The sequence below is a fragment of the Pectobacterium atrosepticum genome (assembly GCA_019056595.1).
Lineage (GTDB): Bacteria > Pseudomonadota > Gammaproteobacteria > Enterobacterales > Enterobacteriaceae > Pectobacterium > Pectobacterium atrosepticum.
The window spans coordinates 4,119,322-4,137,093 of sequence record CP036163.1 but is presented as its reverse complement, the minus strand read 5'-3'; the positions used below and the strand labels follow the sequence as shown (position 1 = coordinate 4,137,093).

At 49.6% G+C, this 17,772-nt stretch carries 14 protein-coding genes; 2 read left to right on the top strand and 12 right to left on the bottom strand.

From position 1 onward, the window contains the following. Nucleotides 1-238: 238 nt before the first annotated feature. The 3 genes from DCX48_19435 to DCX48_19425 form a co-directional block, all read right to left on the bottom strand. Nucleotides 239-2,014, bottom strand: coding sequence for a SmdB family multidrug efflux ABC transporter permease/ATP-binding protein (locus DCX48_19435; GenBank protein ID QXE16492.1), 1,776 nt, complete (start codon nucleotides 2,012-2,014; stop codon nucleotides 239-241). Further along, entirely contained in the window at nucleotides 2,007-3,776 is a 1,770-nt protein-coding gene (locus tag DCX48_19430) for a SmdA family multidrug ABC transporter permease/ATP-binding protein (protein QXE16491.1), read from the bottom strand. The genes DCX48_19435 and DCX48_19430 overlap by 8 nt, the downstream gene beginning before the upstream one ends. A gap of 78 nt (nucleotides 3,777-3,854) precedes the next feature. Continuing rightward, nucleotides 3,855-4,316 carry an Lrp/AsnC family transcriptional regulator gene (locus DCX48_19425; GenBank protein ID QXE17317.1) on the bottom strand — a complete coding sequence of 154 codons (462 nt, stop codon included), beginning with the start codon at nucleotides 4,314-4,316 and terminating at the stop codon, nucleotides 3,855-3,857. Nucleotides 4,317-4,653: 337 nt separating this feature from the next. On the opposite strand from DCX48_19425, the gene DCX48_19420 reads away from it, so the two are divergent. Both DCX48_19420 and queC read left to right on the top strand, forming a co-directional pair. Beyond that, entirely contained in the window at nucleotides 4,654-5,730 is a 1,077-nt protein-coding gene (locus DCX48_19420; protein ID QXE17316.1) for a PLP-dependent cysteine synthase family protein, read from the top strand. Nucleotides 5,731-5,870: 140 nt separating this feature from the next. Next, on the top strand, nucleotides 5,871-6,566 hold the full coding sequence (gene queC, locus DCX48_19415; protein QXE16490.1) for a 7-cyano-7-deazaguanine synthase QueC: 696 nt from the start codon (nucleotides 5,871-5,873) through the stop codon (nucleotides 6,564-6,566). A gap of 76 nt (nucleotides 6,567-6,642) precedes the next feature. Here queC and DCX48_19410 read toward each other — a convergent pair whose 3' ends face one another. From DCX48_19410 to bolA, 9 genes are all read right to left on the bottom strand, one after another. Continuing rightward, nucleotides 6,643-7,041: a YbgC/FadM family acyl-CoA thioesterase gene (locus tag DCX48_19410; protein ID QXE16489.1), complete on the bottom strand. Its 399-nt coding sequence runs from the start codon at nucleotides 7,039-7,041 to the stop codon at nucleotides 6,643-6,645. Nucleotides 7,042-7,161: 120 nt separating this feature from the next. After that, on the bottom strand, nucleotides 7,162-7,527 hold the full coding sequence (locus tag DCX48_19405; protein ID QXE16488.1) for a competence protein ComEA: 366 nt from the start codon (nucleotides 7,525-7,527) through the stop codon (nucleotides 7,162-7,164). A gap of 138 nt (nucleotides 7,528-7,665) precedes the next feature. Beyond that, on the bottom strand, nucleotides 7,666-9,546 hold the full coding sequence (locus DCX48_19400; protein QXE16487.1) for a peptidylprolyl isomerase: 1,881 nt from the start codon (nucleotides 9,544-9,546) through the stop codon (nucleotides 7,666-7,668). A 396-nt stretch (nucleotides 9,547-9,942) separates the two neighbouring features. Further along, nucleotides 9,943-10,215, bottom strand: a complete 273-nt coding sequence (locus DCX48_19395; protein QXE16486.1) for a DNA-binding protein HU-beta — start codon at nucleotides 10,213-10,215, stop codon at nucleotides 9,943-9,945. Between the two features lie 198 nt (nucleotides 10,216-10,413). Then, on the bottom strand, nucleotides 10,414-12,795 hold the full coding sequence (locus DCX48_19390; protein ID QXE16485.1) for an endopeptidase La: 2,382 nt from the start codon (nucleotides 12,793-12,795) through the stop codon (nucleotides 10,414-10,416). Between the two features lie 191 nt (nucleotides 12,796-12,986). Continuing rightward, a complete protein-coding gene (locus DCX48_19385; GenBank protein QXE16484.1) occupies nucleotides 12,987-14,261 on the bottom strand; it encodes an ATP-dependent Clp protease ATP-binding subunit ClpX in 1,275 nt (424 codons plus the stop codon). A 163-nt stretch (nucleotides 14,262-14,424) separates the two neighbouring features. After that, nucleotides 14,425-15,048: an ATP-dependent Clp protease proteolytic subunit gene (locus DCX48_19380; protein ID QXE16483.1), complete on the bottom strand. Its 624-nt coding sequence runs from the start codon at nucleotides 15,046-15,048 to the stop codon at nucleotides 14,425-14,427. Between the two features lie 526 nt (nucleotides 15,049-15,574). Beyond that, a complete protein-coding gene (locus DCX48_19375) occupies nucleotides 15,575-16,879 on the bottom strand; it encodes a trigger factor (GenBank protein ID QXE16482.1) in 1,305 nt (434 codons plus the stop codon). Between the two features lie 302 nt (nucleotides 16,880-17,181). Then, nucleotides 17,182-17,496 (bottom strand): transcriptional regulator BolA, encoded by a 315-nt coding sequence (gene bolA / locus DCX48_19370; protein ID QXE16481.1) that lies wholly within the window; start codon nucleotides 17,494-17,496, stop codon nucleotides 17,182-17,184. Between the last annotated feature and the right edge of the window lie 276 nt (nucleotides 17,497-17,772).

The window sequence follows — 17,772 nt, the reverse complement described above, 5'->3', positions numbered from 1 at the left end:
TAAATCAGGAAGGAGAACGCGATTAGAGATAGAAAAGCGCAAAAAGCAAACGCGATAGGAATGGAATAATCAAGAATCCGGGGCAATAATTGCACTAAGTTGGTGCAGTAAGAGTACTTTCAGTGCAGGGCAAGTAAAAACCAGAATCACAATGCTTGCTGATGGTGCGAAGCTATACGCAGACTGTTGGTCTGCACCATATGAGGCGGTGCAGACCGTGGCATTACAGATAATCGCGTTATGCAGGGCAAGATTCCGTGCTAATGGCAGCGAGATCCTCTCCGGCCAGTTGTAATTGATACATTTGATAATAGCGGCCCTGCTGTTGCAGCAGTTGCTCGTGCGTTCCCCGCTCAACGGTTTGCCCATGATGGAGCACCATAATCGTGTCGGCCTCAACGATAGTGGAAAGCCGATGGGCGATGATAATCAAGGTCGTCTGTTCCCTGATGATGCGCAACGCCTTTTGCACCGCCTGCTCCGTGCCAGAGTCAATATTCGCAGTAGCCTCATCGAGAATCAGGATTTTAGGCGTTTGCACCAAGACCCGCGCAATCGCTAACAGCTGTTTTTGTCCGGTAGACAAGTTGTTCCCTTGCTCACCAATGCGCGTATGCAACCCTTCAGGAAAATCCCGAACCAGTTCAGCAAGCTGCACCACTTCCAGCACACGCCAGACGGCCTCTTCGCTGATATCACGTCCCAAAGTCACATTCACGAACATCGACTCCGCCAGGACAACGGGATCCTGTTGAACCATTGCCACATTTTGGCGCAAAACGGTATGAGAGAGCGTCGACAGCGGCCGGTCATCAAGCCGAATCTCACCCTCATCTGGCACGTAATACCCCATAAGTAGGCTGGCTAGCGTACTTTTCCCACTGCCGGTATGCCCCACTAAGGCGACAAAACCGCGCTCAGGTATCGTCAGGGAAATATTCTGTAGCACGCGTGTTTCTGTACCATAAGAAAAAGAGACATCGTCAATATCAACGCGCCCGGTACTCAGGGGGCGCTCGTCATTGCCGTAGGTCTGCTTTTTGCCATCCATCAGTTCAAAGATACGTTCACCGGCGACGACCGCCTGCTGTAACATGGATTGCTGGGTGGTCAGCTCAATCAGTGGTTCATTTAAGCGGCCAAGGTAGTTGATAAACGCGTACAGAACCCCAACGCCAACCGACCCCATCGAGCTAAAACCAAATTGGATCAACAAACCACACAGTACCATCGCGGCAAATAAGCTCAGCAGAGGCCGCAGCAGAAAACCTTCCAGACGCAAGGCCTTCATACGGGCTTCATAATGCTCATGGCTGGCTGCACCCAACTTCTTGCCAAAGCGTGCCTGCTGGCGAAATTGCTGGATGACACCCATGCCATTAATCACTTCGTTGAAACCATCGTTAATGTCCGCCAGATAGCTTCGCACCTTGCGCACAGTCGGCGTACTAAAGCGGTGATAGAGCACCATGACCGTCGCGACCGCAGGGAAAATCATCAGCGCAACGAGCGCCATCTGCCAGTTCAGACTGAACATCGCCACCAGCATCGCACCAACCAACGCCGCACTGCGTAATACCGTTGACACCACCATGACATACAGATCTTTCACTACCTCGGTGTCATTGGTGACGCGTGAAATCAACTGCCCAACAGGCTGTGTATCAAATGTGCTAAGCGGCTGACGCAAAGCGGCATCCATCACATCAATACGCAGTTGCTGAACGACACCCACTGCGACCCGGTTAAACAACAGTGTCTGGAAATAGTGCAGCGAGGCCGCCAGAATTTGCAGCAGGATATAGACCATTGCCAAGCCAGCCGCAATCGCCAGCGGAAACTGACCTTTTGCCACCAGATCGTCAATAAAATAGCTCACCAGCACGGGACCAGAGACTTCAGCGATAGCAGCAACCCACAGCATGAGTACGCCTTGTATCAGCGGTTTTCTCCAGGGAGAACCATAGGCCAACAGACGCTTCAGGGTTGGCCAAAACTGTTGAGGGCTATTCATTTTTCGTTCCTTCCAACTGCGGCACATCATCCAGCGCCGCCTCCAGCTGTTGATAACGGTACATATCCCGATACCAGCCGGGCTCTGCGGCCAACGCTCTATGTGTGCCACGCTGCGCTGTTTGTCCCTGCTGCAACACCACGATTTCATTCGCTTCGGTTAGGGCTGACAGGCGATGTGCGCTGATGATCAGCGTCCGCTTTTCGCCCCATGTTTTGAGATTCTGCAAAATCTGGTGCTCCGTTCGCCCATCAACCGCAGACAGCGCATCGTCCAGCACCAAAATTTCAGCATCAAGCAATAGCGCACGCGCAATCGCAATTCGCTGTTTTTGACCGCCCGATAGCATCACGCCGCGCTCGCCAACCTCCGTCTGGTAACCCTTAGGCAAACGTAGAATGTCATCATGGACACTCGCAAGCCGCGCAGCCTGTTCAATCTCTTGTTGTGTGGCATCAGGCCGGCCCAGTGCGATGTTTTGTGCCACCGTGTCCGAAAACAAAAAAGGCATTTGTCCCACGACAGCAAAGCGGTTGCGCAGTTCATCCAACCGAATAGCGTCTAATGGACGATCGTGATAACGAATTTCTCCCGATTGGCTATCAAAATGACGCAAAATTAACGCCAACAACGTACTTTTCCCCGATCCCGTCGGCCCGCATAATCCCAGCATATTGCCCGGTGCCAACGTAAACTGAACATGCTGTAAAGCATCACGAGTATTATCTGGGTAGCGAAATGCAGAGATATTCACCTCCAATATACCCCGCTTGGCAGGCAATGATTCCTCACCGTCTTTCACCACGAGCTCTTCCGCAAGTAGCTGACGAATGCGGCCATATGCCGCGCTACCGCGTTCAACAATATTAAACATCCAGGCCAGCGCCAGCATCGGCCAGATCATCAATCCCAGATACATGACAAAACTCGTCAACAGCCCTAACGTTATTGAACCGTTAATCACCATCCAACTACCACCGCCAATCGCCAGCAAATTCGACAGTCCGACGGCAATATAAATCGTGGGATCGAACCGGGCATCGACTCGGGCAACGTGCATATTTTTAGCACCGGCATCCGCCGCAACCTGCGCGAAACGCGCGGATTGGTAGTTTTCCAACCCAAAGGCTTTAATCATCCGAATGCTGGTCAAACTTTCCTGCGCCTGATCGTTAAGCGAAGAAAACGCAGCCTGGGCGAATTTGAAGCGGTTATGCAGTTGGGTACCGTAGCGTTTGATGAAAATCGCCATGACCGGCATTGGGAGCAGCGCCAACAGGGTCAGTTCCCAGCTGATTTGCGTGCACATGACAATCAGTACGGCACAGCCCATCACCATCGAATCGACCAGCGTCAGCACGCCTTCTCCGGCGGCAAATACCACGCGATCGACATCGTTTGTAGCGCGTGCCATCAGATCGCCGGTACGGTGGCGTTGATAAAATGCAGGATGTTGACGACTCAGTTGACGGTAAAAATCTGCTCGTAACTCGACCGCCAATTGGTATGACGCTCCAAACAGGAATACTCGCCACACGTAGCGCAGTAGATACACCATGACGGCGGTAAGCAGCATCACGCCAATCCACTGCATCATTTCGGCCATCGACATGCCGTGTTGCGTCACTCCATCGACAATAACGCCGACCAGTTTTGGGGGGAGTAATTGCAGAATGGCAATCGCAATCAATAGCGCGACAGCACCCAGATAACGCCGCCATTCACGACGAAAATACCAACTCAGTTGAGCAAACAGTCTCACGCGGTTTTCATTCCAATAGGCAGACGGGTCATGACAGACTCAGAAAAGTGATTATACAAAAGATGGATGGACGATGAATCACAGGGATAAAGGCAGTGCCGTGGTATGTTTGATTCGTTCCATAGCAAAGCTAGATGTTACATCTACCAGCCCGGGAATACCATTCACTAACCGCTTATAGAAATCATCATAGCTTTTCATATCAGCGACCTGAACCTGCATCAGATAATCGTATTCTCCCGCCATGCGATAAAAAGCCAGCACTTCCGGCATGTCGGACACCACGCGAGTGAAGGTCTGATACCAGTCACGATTGTGCTGTTGCGTCTTCAGTAAGACAAACGCAGTTAGCCCTAACCCGAGACGTTCATTATCCAGCAGCGCCACCCGAGCCCGAATGATTCCCTCTTCTTCCAGACGCTTCAGACGTTTCCAGCACGGCGTGGATGTCAGATTAACTGCATCAGCCAGCGTCTGAAGCGAAAGCGTGCAATCCTGTTGCAACATATTCAGCAGTGTACGATCAATTTTATCCAGCATAATTTTACCCAACATAGCCGCTCGATAGAAAAACTTTCCCAACCATCCTCTATTAAGAGATAAAAGCAATATTCTTTCCACCAAAAAAAGGGTGGGATAGCATTGTTGGTGCCATCAGTATAGCTGATGACCTTAATGACTTTTTCTGCAATACCATCACCGCCCCATGATTTTTAGAATAGCGACACTTCATGCACCTCGATAGTAAAAACATCCCCATATAAATCAATAAAGAGTAAATATTTCCCTTAAACTGAATATTAAGAGATAAAAAGGTAATTTTTTTATCCTAAAAACTCGTTAATCTATTCGCATAATAACTAACCGAGTTTTCATGATGACCAATGCCTGGGTTAAAAATGCCATCAGCGCTATCGAAGCAGATTTTCAGCGTTCGGCTGATACGCATCTTATACGTCTGACCCTGCCGGATTATCCCGGTATCTATTTTTATCTCAAAGATGAAAGCACACACCCCAGCGGTAGCCTGAAGCATCGCCTGGCGCGCTCCTTGTTTCTCTACGGGCTGTGCAACGGTTGGATTAAAGAAGGTACGCCAATTATCGAAGCGTCATCTGGCAGTACCGCCGTATCAGAAGCCTATTTTGCACGCTTGCTTGGCTTACCGTTTATTGCCGTCATGCCGTCCTGCACCGCAAAAAGAAAAATAGAGCAAATCGCTTTCTATGGCGGGCGCTGTCATTTTGTTGAGCAGGCGGGACAAATCTATGCTGCATCCGAACAGCTGGCGCAAGAGATGAACGGCCACTATATGGACCAGTTCACCTACGCGGAACGCGCTACCGACTGGCGTGGCAATAACAATATTGCCGACAGCATTTACCGTCAAATGGCACGTGAACCCCATCCCGTACCGGACTACATTGTGATGAGTGCCGGTACGGGCGGCACGTCAGCAACGCTCGGTCGCTACATTCGCTATCAGGGGTTGGATACGCAACTGGTCGTCGTCGATCCAGAAAACTCGGTCTTCTACGACTGCTATCAGAAACAGGATCGTTCCATCATTGGCCCATGCGGCAGTCGGATAGAAGGTATCGGCCGCCCGCGTGCCGAGCCTTCTTTTATTCCAGGCGTCATTGATAGCATGATCAAAGTGCCGGATGCCGCCAGCATCGCAACGCTGTACTGGCTGGAAAGCGTATTAGGCCGCAAAGCAGGCGCCTCTACTGGCACGAATGTTTGGGGTATGCTGCAATTGGCCAAAGAAATGGTTAACCATGGCCAAAAAGGCGCGATTGTGACCCTGTTATGTGACAGCGGCGAACGCTATCTGGACACCTACTACAACAGTAGCTGGGTAGAAAAAAACATCGGCGACATTAGCCCTTACCTCAACGCCCTGAACAACCCGGAGATGTCCTTTCTCATACCGGAACCCAGTCTGGCGTGAGGCTGGTGTATTCAGCGCGCAGCCGCAACGCTGAATACGGGCTATTTTTCAGGTAACATGGTTTCAGGTAACATAGCGACTTTGCACCGCACTGCGTTACAGACGTTTTGCGGCTAACATCACGCTAAGGTGAATGAAGAATGAAACGTGCTGTTGTCGTTTTTAGCGGTGGACAAGATTCCACAACCTGCCTGATTCAGGCTCTGCAAGATTATGATGACGTCCACTGCATCACCTTCGATTATGGACAACGCCACCGCGCGGAAATTGAAGTCGCCCAAGAACTCAGCCAGAAATTGGGCGCAGCGGCACATAAGGTTCTGGACGTCGGCTTACTGAATGAACTCGCCACCAGCAGCTTAACGCGCGACAGCATCCCGGTTCCTGATTACGATGCCAATGCACAAGGCATCCCCAACACCTTCGTTCCGGGAAGAAACATTCTTTTCCTGACACTCGCTTCTATCTACGCCTATCAGGTTGGTGCAGAAGCCGTCATTACCGGCGTGTGTGAGACCGATTTTTCTGGTTACCCAGATTGTCGCGACGAGTTCGTAAAGGCTCTGAATCAGGCCATTGTTTTAGGTATTGCACGTGATATCCGTTTTGAAACTCCGCTGATGTGGCTCAATAAGGCCGAAACCTGGGCGCTAGCGGACTATTATCAGCAGCTCGATACGGTTCGTTACCACACGTTAACCTGCTATAACGGCATCAAGGGTGATGGGTGTGGCCAGTGTGCCGCCTGCCATTTACGCGCAAACGGACTCGCACAATATCAAAAAGACGCAGCGACGGTCATGGCTTCACTGAAGCAGAAAGTCGGGTTACGCTGAGACTTCGACTCGCAGAGATGTCACTCAAAGTAAAAACGGCATGTCACTTCGTACAGAAACGGCATGCTGCTTCATGTTAACGGCGAATCGCGTTTAAGTGTTCCAGCAGTTCTCCTTCCAGCGGCAACGCTTTTTGCGTCAATAAATCAATGCAGACAAACGTCAGCATAGCATCCGCCACATCACTTTCATCAGACACTCGGGTTATCTTTTGACTGATCACGCCGCTTTTCGTATTCATCTGCAGTAATCCGCTATCAACGCGCAGCACATCACCGAGAACGGCAGGTTTGCGATAGTTAATATTGATGTTCACCACCACGAAAGCAATATTGTTGCTACGCATCCAGCCAAAAGCGGGTAACGTTTCCAACCATTGCCAACGAGCCTCTTCCAGAAACTCCAGATAGCGCGCGTTATTAACATGCTGATAAACATCAATGTGATAACCACGAACGGTAATGAAAGTCTGCATAACGCTAATGCTCCTGTGACAATCAGCAACTGGTACGACCTGATAATTAGCCTAGCAGAGGTTCGCAGCCCCGAGGAAGTGCTCGACTGGGCTGCGACCAACGTCACAATTTTAAAAACGTCACAGTTTTAAACGAGAGAGATTACGTTCAACTAATGCAGCCCCAATTCCTGGGACCTCAGTTAATTGATCGACCTGGGTAAAAGGGCCATTTTGCTCGCGATAGTTAACGATCGCTTCCGCTTTTTTAAGGCCGACACCGTTCATTATTTCAGCCAAATCAACAGCGTTCGCCGTATTAATGCTTACCTTATCCTCATCACCATCAGGAAGCGTTGCTTTTTCCGCCTTCTGATCTGCTGGCGCAGACTTCACCGCCGTCACAGTACTGTCAGCGGCTTTAGATGCCGCCTGAACCAGTAATGGCAGCCCAGACAAACTCATTCCAATTATCAAGCACAGTGCTTTTATTCCTGATTTTTTCATGCTGTTTCCTCCTTGTGTGTGACAGCACGGCTACCTTGCCGCAGACCCATCAACACCGCAAACAGCAGAATTTAAATGTGGAAAAGGCCGCGAAAGCGGCCTTTAGTTGTTGCAACGATTTGCAAATTTTTGCGGAGCTTATTGCTGTTCTTGCGCCGCATTGCCCATCTTGATTTTCGCTTCACTACGCAAGCTGGACAGCAGAGAATCAAACAGCGCACCCAGAGAACCTTGCTGAACCTGGCTGGCAAACTGTGTTTTCTGCTCATCGTTTAGCTGATGTGGCGTCACGCTATCTAGCGCAGCCAGCACGATGTTGCCCGCCTGATCCTGCGTAATCGCATAAGACGGCTTATCTTTCTGTGGATGTGGCATCGCAAAAATCGCCTCAGCCGTTGCATCACCTTGAGAGATAGAAGACATCGTTTTTGCTTCCCCAAAGCTCAACCCAGCAGCTTTAAGTGCGTCATCTTTGCCTTGCTTCAGCTCAGCCAGAATTTTTTCAGCGTCCACACGAGCCTGCTGTTCAGCCTTCTGACGCTTCAACGCCTCTACGATCTCGGTACGAACCTGATCCAGAGGGCGAGTGCTTTCAGGCTTATGCTCAGTGATGCGCAGAACAAAAGCACGGTCACCGTCAACGTTAATAACATCAGAGTTGTTGCCAGCAGCACCGTTCTCACCCAGCAACGCACCGCTAAAGATAGCCTGCGTTACCGGTTGGAAGTTCAGTACAGCTGGAACTTTCTCACGCGTAAACCACTCTGTCTGCGCTGCTTTCACACTGGCAGCCTCTTCAGCTGAAGCAAGAGATTCATTGTCATTGCTAGCTGCTTCGCTGATTTTTTGTTGCAGCGCATAGTAACCATCCTGCGCTTTCTCGTGCTTCACTTTCTCAGCAATCTCGGCACGCACTTCGCTCAGCGGTTTGACCTGCTGTGGCTGAACATCGTCCAGACGCACAATCAGATAACCCACAGATGATTTAATCGCTGCGGAAACCTGACCTTTCTCCGTCAGTTTTGCCTGTTTAAGCTCATCAATCATGCTGTTTTCGTCCATCCATCCCAGATCGCCACCGTTGCGACGCGAGATGATGTCCGTTGATTTTTCTTTCGCGAGAGCAGCGAAGTCGCCACCTTGCTTCAGCGAATCCAGAACAGATGCGGCCTCAGCCTCATTCTTCACCTGAATGACACTGAATTTTTTGCGCTCAGGTTGAGAATAGTCGTTCTTATTCTGCTCGTAGAAATCATTGATAGCTTTATCGTCCACTTTCACACTATCCATGATGCTTGCCGCATCCAGCGTGATATAGCTGACCTTGAATTCTTCCGGTGCGATGAAATTCCCTTTGTTTTGATCGTAATAACTCTGGACTTCATCGTCAGCAACGGTCTGAGCTTTCGCTTTGGCAGCGATATCAATGGTTGCCACACGGACAACACGATCCTGCGCAGCCAGTTTCACCAGATTATCGATCTCCTGCGGCAGCAGGAACGCCGTATTGCCAAAACCGCGAATCAGCTGTTGTGACGTCAGTTGCTTACGCAGCATCTGAGCATACATATCCGGCGTTACGCCAAGGCGACGAACCTGATCCAGATACTTTTCATTATCAAAACGGTTGTTTGTCTGAAACGCGGGAACATCAAAGATCGCCTGTTTGATTTGCGCATCACTGATGTTTAGTCCCAGCTTGTTGGCATACTGATCCAGCAAGGTTTCATCAATCAGTTGGGAGAGTGCCTGCCTACGCAGTTGCTGCATATAACCGTCATTGCTCGCCAGAAGAGAGAAATTCTCACCCAGAGTTTCCTGTTGACGACTGCGTTCGTTTTGTACCGCCTGCTCAAGCTGAGCACGGGTAATTTCCTGCCCGTTCACCTTTGCAGCGTAATCTCCTGAACCACCAATAAGATAATCACCAACGCCAGTTAAAACGAATGATGCGATGATCAAAGCAAGAATAATTTTGAGCACGACGTTATTCGCAGCCGTACGTAAATTGTCCATCATAATGTGACAACACTCCGCTGTAGAATGGATAAAACTCCCTGCGCTGGCCGGAGCCATGCATCCTTGCGATTGCTATAGCCCAATACAAGGCTAGGGCGCACTTAAGCTTATTGCCCGCCACGTTCTGCAATGTGTCGGGTATGTATATACCGGTAATACTTCAAGTTGCATGTACGTTGGCTGCGTTCACTCACCCGAACCACTTACCTGAGTAAGCTCATCGGGACTCCTTCCCTTGCCGCCTTCCTGAAACTCGAATTATTTGGGGTATAGTCCTAATAAAATAAAAGGCACATCATAAAATGATGCGCCCCGTATCTTACCCTACCAATATCATTGCGTCAGGTATTGTTTGGCAACCCGAAGTGGTTATCAGCCAAACCTGTGACGTAATAATCAGTTAACGGCGTCTTTCAGCGTTTTACCAGCACGGAATCCTGGTACTTTTGCCGCAGGGATACTGATTTCCTTACCAGTTTGCGGGTTACGACCGGTACGAGCAGCACGTTCACGTACTGAGAAAGTACCAAAGCCAACCAAAGCAACATCATCCCCTTCTTTCAGGGATTCGGTAACGGAACCAATAATTGCATCTAACACACGCCCTGCTGCCGCTTTGGAAATATCAGCATCTGCGGCAATTTTGTCGATCAATTGTGACTTGTTCACTCTGTCATCCCCTCTGGAATTCTCTTATCGCGCTTCAATGTCCCAAGACGCGACACGTAATTTATAATCAATACTGTCATGTCTTAGCCAGTTACGGCTAAAACTAACAGTGCTCTAACTTAGCGGTACAAAAAAAAGCTGGCAAGCACGATTTCACTCACCAGCCCTGATTTTATCAAGGGTTTTTGCGACAGGTCACTATTTTGCCTTAGCCTTGGCTTTGGCTTTAGGGGTCGAGACCACCTGGATGCCAGAAGGCGCATTCAGCAACGCTAACGCCAACACTTCCTCGATACGCTTCACCGGATGGATTTCCAGATCGGCAATCACGTTCTGTGGAATCTCTTCCAGATCGCGCTTGTTGTCATCTGGAATCAATACCGTCTTGATACCACCACGGTGTGCGGCCAGTAGTTTCTCTTTCAGACCACCGATCGGCAGCACCAGACCACGCAGGGTAATCTCTCCCGTCATCGCCACGTCGGCACGCACTGGGTTACCGGTCAGACAGGAAACCAGCGCAGTACACATAGCGATACCTGCACTCGGCCCGTCTTTTGGCGTTGCACCTTCAGGAACGTGAACGTGGATATCACGCTTCTCGTAAAAATCAGCATTGATGCCTAATTTTTCCGCTCTGGCACGAACCACGGTAAGCGCAGCCTGAATCGACTCTTGCATGACCTCACCCAACGAGCCGGTATAGGTCAGTTTACCCTTGCCCGGTACGCAGGCGGTTTCAATCGTCAGCAGATCACCACCAACTTCCGTCCAGGCCAGTCCGGTCACCTGCCCTACGCGATTTTCATCGTCCGCGCGACCATAGTCAAAGCGCTGTACCCCAAGGAAATCTTTAAGGTTATCGCCCGAAATCTGGATATGCTTAGTGGATTTATCCATCAACAGCGTTTTTACTGCTTTACGGCACAGTTTGGAAATTTCACGCTCCAGACTACGCACGCCCGCTTCACGCGTGTAATAACGGATAATACCAACAATCGCACTGTCTTCTACCGACAGCTCGCCCTTTTTCAGCGCATTACGTTCAATCTGTTTCGGCAGCAAGTGCTGCTTGGCAATATTCAGTTTTTCATCTTCGGTATAGCCGGAAAGACGAATAACCTCCATACGGTCAAGCAACGGTGCCGGAATATTCATAGAGTTAGACGTAGCAACAAACATCACATCGGACAGATCGTAATCGACTTCCAGATAGTGATCGTTAAACGCGACATTCTGCTCAGGGTCGAGTACTTCCAGCAAGGCAGAAGCCGGATCGCCACGCATGTCGGAAGACATTTTATCGATCTCATCCAGCAGGAATAGTGGGTTTTTTACACCGACTTTCGCCATTTTCTGGATTAGCTTGCCCGGCATTGAACCGATATAGGTACGGCGGTGCCCACGGATTTCGGCTTCGTCACGCACACCACCCAACGCCATGCGCACATACTGACGTCCAGTCGCTTTAGCGATAGACTGACCGAGTGAGGTTTTACCCACGCCAGGAGGCCCAACCAGACACAGAATCGGCCCTTTTATCTTGCTAACACGGCTCTGTACTGCGAGATATTCGAGGATACGTTCTTTCACGCGATCCAGACCGTAGTGGTCGGTATCCAGCATTTCCTGCGCTTTCAGCAAATCTTTCTTCACTTTGCTACGCGCATTCCATGGCACCTGCACCATCCAGTCGATATAGCTGCGCACCACGGTCGCTTCAGCCGACATCGGCGACATCATCCTCAGCTTTTGTAACTCAGCCTCGGCTTTTTCACGCGCGTCTTTCGGCATTTTCGCCGCTTCAATTTTACGCTTTAACGCTTCGTGTTCATCAGGTGCATCATCCATCTCTCCCAGCTCTTTCTGAATGGCTTTCATTTGCTCATTCAGATAGTACTCACGCTGGCTTTTTTCCATTTGCTTCTTAACGCGGCCGCGGATCCGTTTTTCTACCTGCAACAGGTCGATTTCGGATTCCATCATCGCCATCAGGTACTCTAAGCGTTCAGTGATGTCGAACATTTCAAGTACAGACTGCTTGTCAGTCAATTTCAACGGCATGTGCGCGGCAATGGTGTCGGCTAAGCGCGCGGCATCGTCAATACTGTTCAGAGAGGTCAGAACTTCCGGCGGAATCTTCTTGTTCAGCTTGATGTATCCCTCAAACTGATTGATCGCCGTGCGCATGAGAACTTCCTGCTCACGCTCATCAATCGCCGGAGAATCAAGATATTCTGCGTGTGCAGCGAAATGCTCACCGCTGTCAGAGAGCGTCGTAATACGCGCACGCTGTAACCCCTCGACCAGCACTTTTACCGTGCCGTCAGGTAGTTTCAGCATTTGAAGAATTGAGGCTACTGTCCCTACCGAGAAAAGATCGTTAATACTTGGCTCATCCGTTGAGGCTTCTTTCTGTGCCACCAGCATGATCTTCTTGTCATGATCCATTGCTGCTTCAAGGCACCGAATCGATTTCTCCCGACCAACAAACAACGGAATGACCATGTGCGGATAAACCACCACATCGCGCAATGGCAATACGGGGATTTCTATGCGTTCGGAACGCTCAGGGTTCATAGAGCTCTCTCTTAGTTTCGTTTCCGCCAGGTTATGGGAATCTCGTGAAACGCGGTTTTCACCGTTTCATCAAATAGGTATTTGAGTATATGGGGATAAATGTCTCACATTCAACGACCAGCATGCGTGTAAAAAACAAATGGGGGATAAAATCCCCCATTTTTATTTCTTGATACGGCTTAATTGATTAATTATTCGCCGGAAGCCTGCTGTGTTTCATGCTTACCATAGATTAATAATGGCTCTGAATGCCCAGCAATCACGGATTCGTCAATAACAACTTTATCCACACTTTCCAGCGATGGCAGATCGTACATCGTCTCCAGCAGCGCGGCTTCAACAATGGAACGCAAACCACGTGCGCCGGTCTTACGAACCATCGCTTTTTTCGCAATCGCCGTCAGCGCTTCATCACGGAATTCCAGCTCAACGCCTTCCAAATTGAACAGCGCCTGATATTGTTTGGTCAGTGCATTCTTCGGCTCACGCAGAATCTGAATCAATGCGTCTTCGCTCAATTCTCTCAGCGTTGCGACAACCGGCAGACGTCCGATGAACTCAGGAATCAAACCAAACTTGATCAAATCGCCCGGTTCAACATGACTTAACAGTTCGCCTTCGGTCGCTTTTTCAGCCGATCCTTTAACTGTCGCGTTGAAACCAATACCGCGTCCCGTATCGGTACGCTGCTCGATCACTTTGTCCAGACCCGCGAACGCCCCACCACAGATGAAGAGGATCTTGGAGGTATCAACCTGCAAGAACTCCTGCTGCGGATGCTTACGTCCACCCTGCGGCGGCACCGCTGCGATGGTCCCTTCGATCAGCTTCAACAGCGCCTGTTGCACGCCTTCACCAGATACATCACGGGTGATCGATGGGTTGTCTGACTTACGAGAAATCTTGTCGATTTCATCGATATAGACAATCCCACGCTGCGCTTTCTGCACATCGTAATCACACTTCTGCAACAGCTTCTGAATGATGTTTTCAACGTCTTCACCGACATAACCCGCTTCAGTCAGCGTGGTAGCATCCGCCATGGTGAACGGAACATCCAGGAAACGCGCCAGGGTTTCAGCCAACAGCGTTTTACCGCTCCCTGTCGGACCGATCAGCAGGATGTTACTTTTACCCAGCTCGATTCCGTTGCTGCTGTCACCATTACGCAAGCGTTTATAGTGGTTATATACCGCAACAGCCAACACCTTCTTGGCCTGCTCTTGACCAATGACGTAATCGTCAAGGTGGCGGCGAATTTCGTGTGGCGTCGGCAACGCACTGCGCTCACGATGTGGCGCTACTTCCTTAATTTCTTCGCGAATAATGTCGTTACACAAGTCAACACATTCATCGCAGATATACACCGACGGCCCGGCAATCAGCTTACGCACTTCATGCTGGCTCTTGCCGCAAAAAGAGCAGTACAGTAACTTTCCTGAACCGTCTTTGCGCTTATCTGTCATGAGTTAAACCTCTTCTTCGTCTTTTGCCCGCAGGCCAACCACAGCGATATCGCTACAACGAACGCCGATACTTATAGCCAATACGCGTAAAATAACCCCGCACAACAGACTATCGGTCGAACACTGATTTTTAGCCACACCAGACCGCTAATATGGCGAATTATTACCCACGGTTAGTGAATACGGAGTCTACCAAACCGTATTCTACTGCCTCGCTAGCAGAGAGGAAACGATCGCGCTCTGTGTCTCTCTCTATCGCTTCAAGAGGTTGCCCCGTGTGTTTCGCCATCAGCTCATTCATTTTGGCTTTTACTTTCAGTATTTCTTTGGCATGGATTTCAATATCCGTTGCCTGCCCCTGGAAACCACCCAACGGCTGGTGAATCATAACGCGCGAGTTAGGTAAGCAAATACGTTTACCTTTAGCACCCGCAGTCAACAGGAACGCGCCCATTGAACAAGCCTGTCCCATACAGATCGTGCTGACATCCGGCTTGATAAACTGCATGGTGTCGTAAATAGACATACCAGCAGTAATAACGCCACCTGGAGAGTTAATGTACAGATAAATGTCTTTTTCTGGGTTTTCGGCTTCCAGAAACAGCATCTGTGCCACAACCAAATTCGCCATGTAATCTTCCACCTGACCGGTCAGAAAGATTATCCGTTCTTTTAGTAGACGGGAATAGATATCGTAAGAACGTTCCCCACGCGCAGTCTGTTCAACCACCATCGGCACTAACGCCATATGAGGTGCTTGTCTTTCTTGTTCGCCACTGTATGACATTCACGTCTCCTAGATAAAATGCGTCCGGCACTCTTATTGCGTTGTTCAATCATTGCATAGCTCAATTCTACTAGAGATAGGGGGGGATGACTATGGAACCCTGCCCCCGTCACTGTTGAACAACCCAACGGCCGAGAATCCTTAACTGCTGTGCCGGCCTTTCCTCTTCAGTGAGTGGGGGCACGTGCATTGTATTTCAAGCTTACACTATCAATCGCTCTCTATTAAAGAGCCAATTATTTTATTATTAACACGTTATCGGCACGGCAAATCTGTGGTTTAACTCTTTGCACGACCTAATAAATTCTCGCCTGACTTAATAATAGTGCAATTTCAGGTGACCATTCCTTGCGTATTGTCTGACAGGAACGGAGGCGTCCAACACCGGAGGTAAAAGATCGCCTCACCGGTCATCATCGGCACTACGATTACGCAAAGCTATAAGCAAAAAGCCCGCGCCATAAGGCACGGGCTTTGATAGGGAAGCACCCCGCTACGCAATAAACAATGTTGATATCAACAACGTTTACGCCGTAGTCGTTTGATTCATCAGTTCGTTGAAGCTTACTGATTTCTCAACGACTTTCGCTTTAGCAAGCACAGTTTCAACCGCTTGCTCTTCCAGTGCGACGTTACGCATGTTGTTCAGCAGCTCTTTATTCTTGCTGTAGAACTCGATAACTTCCTGCGGATCTTCGTAAGCAGAAGCCATCTCTTCGATCAGTACATTAACGCGTGCTTCGTCAGCTTTCAGCTCGTTGCTGCTGATCACTTCGCCCAGCAATAAACCGATAACAACGCGGCGTTTAGCTTGCTCTTCGAACAGTTCACGCGGTAATTCCAGCGCTTGCTTCTCGTTGCCACCAAAACGCTGTGCAGCCTGACGGCGCAGAACATCGATTTCGCCATCGATCAGTGCAACTGGCACTTCGATGTCGTTGGCGTTGATCAGTCCATCCAGAACCTGAGTTTTCACACGGTTACGCACCGCGCCTTTCAGCTCACGTTCCATATTTTTACGGACTTCAGCACGCAGACCTTCCTGAGAACCATCAGCCACGCCGAAACGTTTGATGAATTCTTCAGTCAGTTCAGGCAGCTCACGCTCTTCAACTTTCTTCAGGACGATAACGAACTGAGCCGCTTTTCCTTTCAGATTTTCAGCGTGGTAGTCTTCTGGGAAATTCACGTTGATAGTGAATTCTTCACCCGCTTTGTGCCCAACGATACCATCTTCAAAACCTGGGATCATGCGGCTCTGGCCCATTGCCAGAACGAAGTCGGACGCTTTTCCGCCTTCGAAGACTTCACCGTCGATAGAGCCAGTGAAATCGATCGTTGCACGATCTTCGGCTGTCGCAGCACGGTCAGTTTCTTTCCAAGTCGCCTGTTGCTTACGCAGCGTATCCAGCATGGTATCAACGTCAGCATCAGTCACTTCAACAACCGGTTTTTCAACTTCGATTGCTTCCAGACCTTTCAGTTCGACTTCCGGGTACACGTCAAACTCTACAGTGTAAGTGAAGTCGCCACCTACGGCATATTCGCCGGGGGTATAGTTAGGCGCGCCAACCGGATTAATTTTTTCTTTGATGATAGCGTCAACAAAGTTGCGCTGCATCAGGTCACCCAATACGTCCTGACGCACAGAGGCACCATAACGCTGAGCAACAACATTCATCGGCACTTTGCCTTTACGAAAACCGTCAATACGTACTTTTTTGGCCGCGTTGACCAGCTCGCTCTTCACCGCACTCTCAATGATGTCAGCAGCAACGGTAATCGTTACGCGACGTCCCAGACCTTGAGTGGTTTCAACTGAAACTTGCATCTTGTTACCTCAAAAAATCACAGTGATCGGTCAACCCCAAAACTATTCTCACGACAGCAAGGCTTATTCAGACTGCCGCCATCTAAGGCACACAGCTCGACTCAACCTCGCAGAACCGGGAAATTGCCAACCCCGTCCTTGTAGTCAGAAGCGTCCCGAATACATTCAGGAAAAATAGACGCAGCATTATAGCGATATAGAGAGGATGAGTCGAGAACAGCGGGCAGACTATTACAGCAACAGATTCACACTTTTTGTCAGTAACCCACTCCAATATGTCAGGAACGGGTCATATTCATGACTTAAGAAAGGATACCAGCACCACCACAGGGAGGTGAAGAAGGGACGGCGTTTTGCAAGCTGATCCACTCTTTGGTCGTATATGTATGCAGCGCTAACGCATGCACCGAACCCGCGAGCTCCGCAGCCAATACGGCATAAACTGCACGATGTCGCCCAATCACGCGCTCACCCGTGAATTTATCGCTGACCAGCACAACTTTGAAATGGCTTTCCGCTCCAGCAGGCACGTTGTGCCGATAGCTTTCGTCAGTTACCTCTAAATGAGCGGGTTCAAAACCCACACGCAACTTCTCTTCTATCGTTTCACGCATCATACGGCTACCCTTTCGGCTTGGGGAAAATGGGATATCAACGCGACATGACTGTTATAACCTTAGCGTTTTTCAATCGGTTATGCGTAAAAACGGCATAGAAAGAAGAAAAACGCTCGCAATAAATTGATATGTCAGCGACAGGCTTGATGTGATAAAAACGGTTTTTCCAGGTCAAAAGCATGAAAAAGATGGATTTCAGGACAATTTACCTGCTATCGGCTCTTTTCCCTGCCAGTGGCGATGATATGATATCAACAATATTTGTCAGCTCACCAC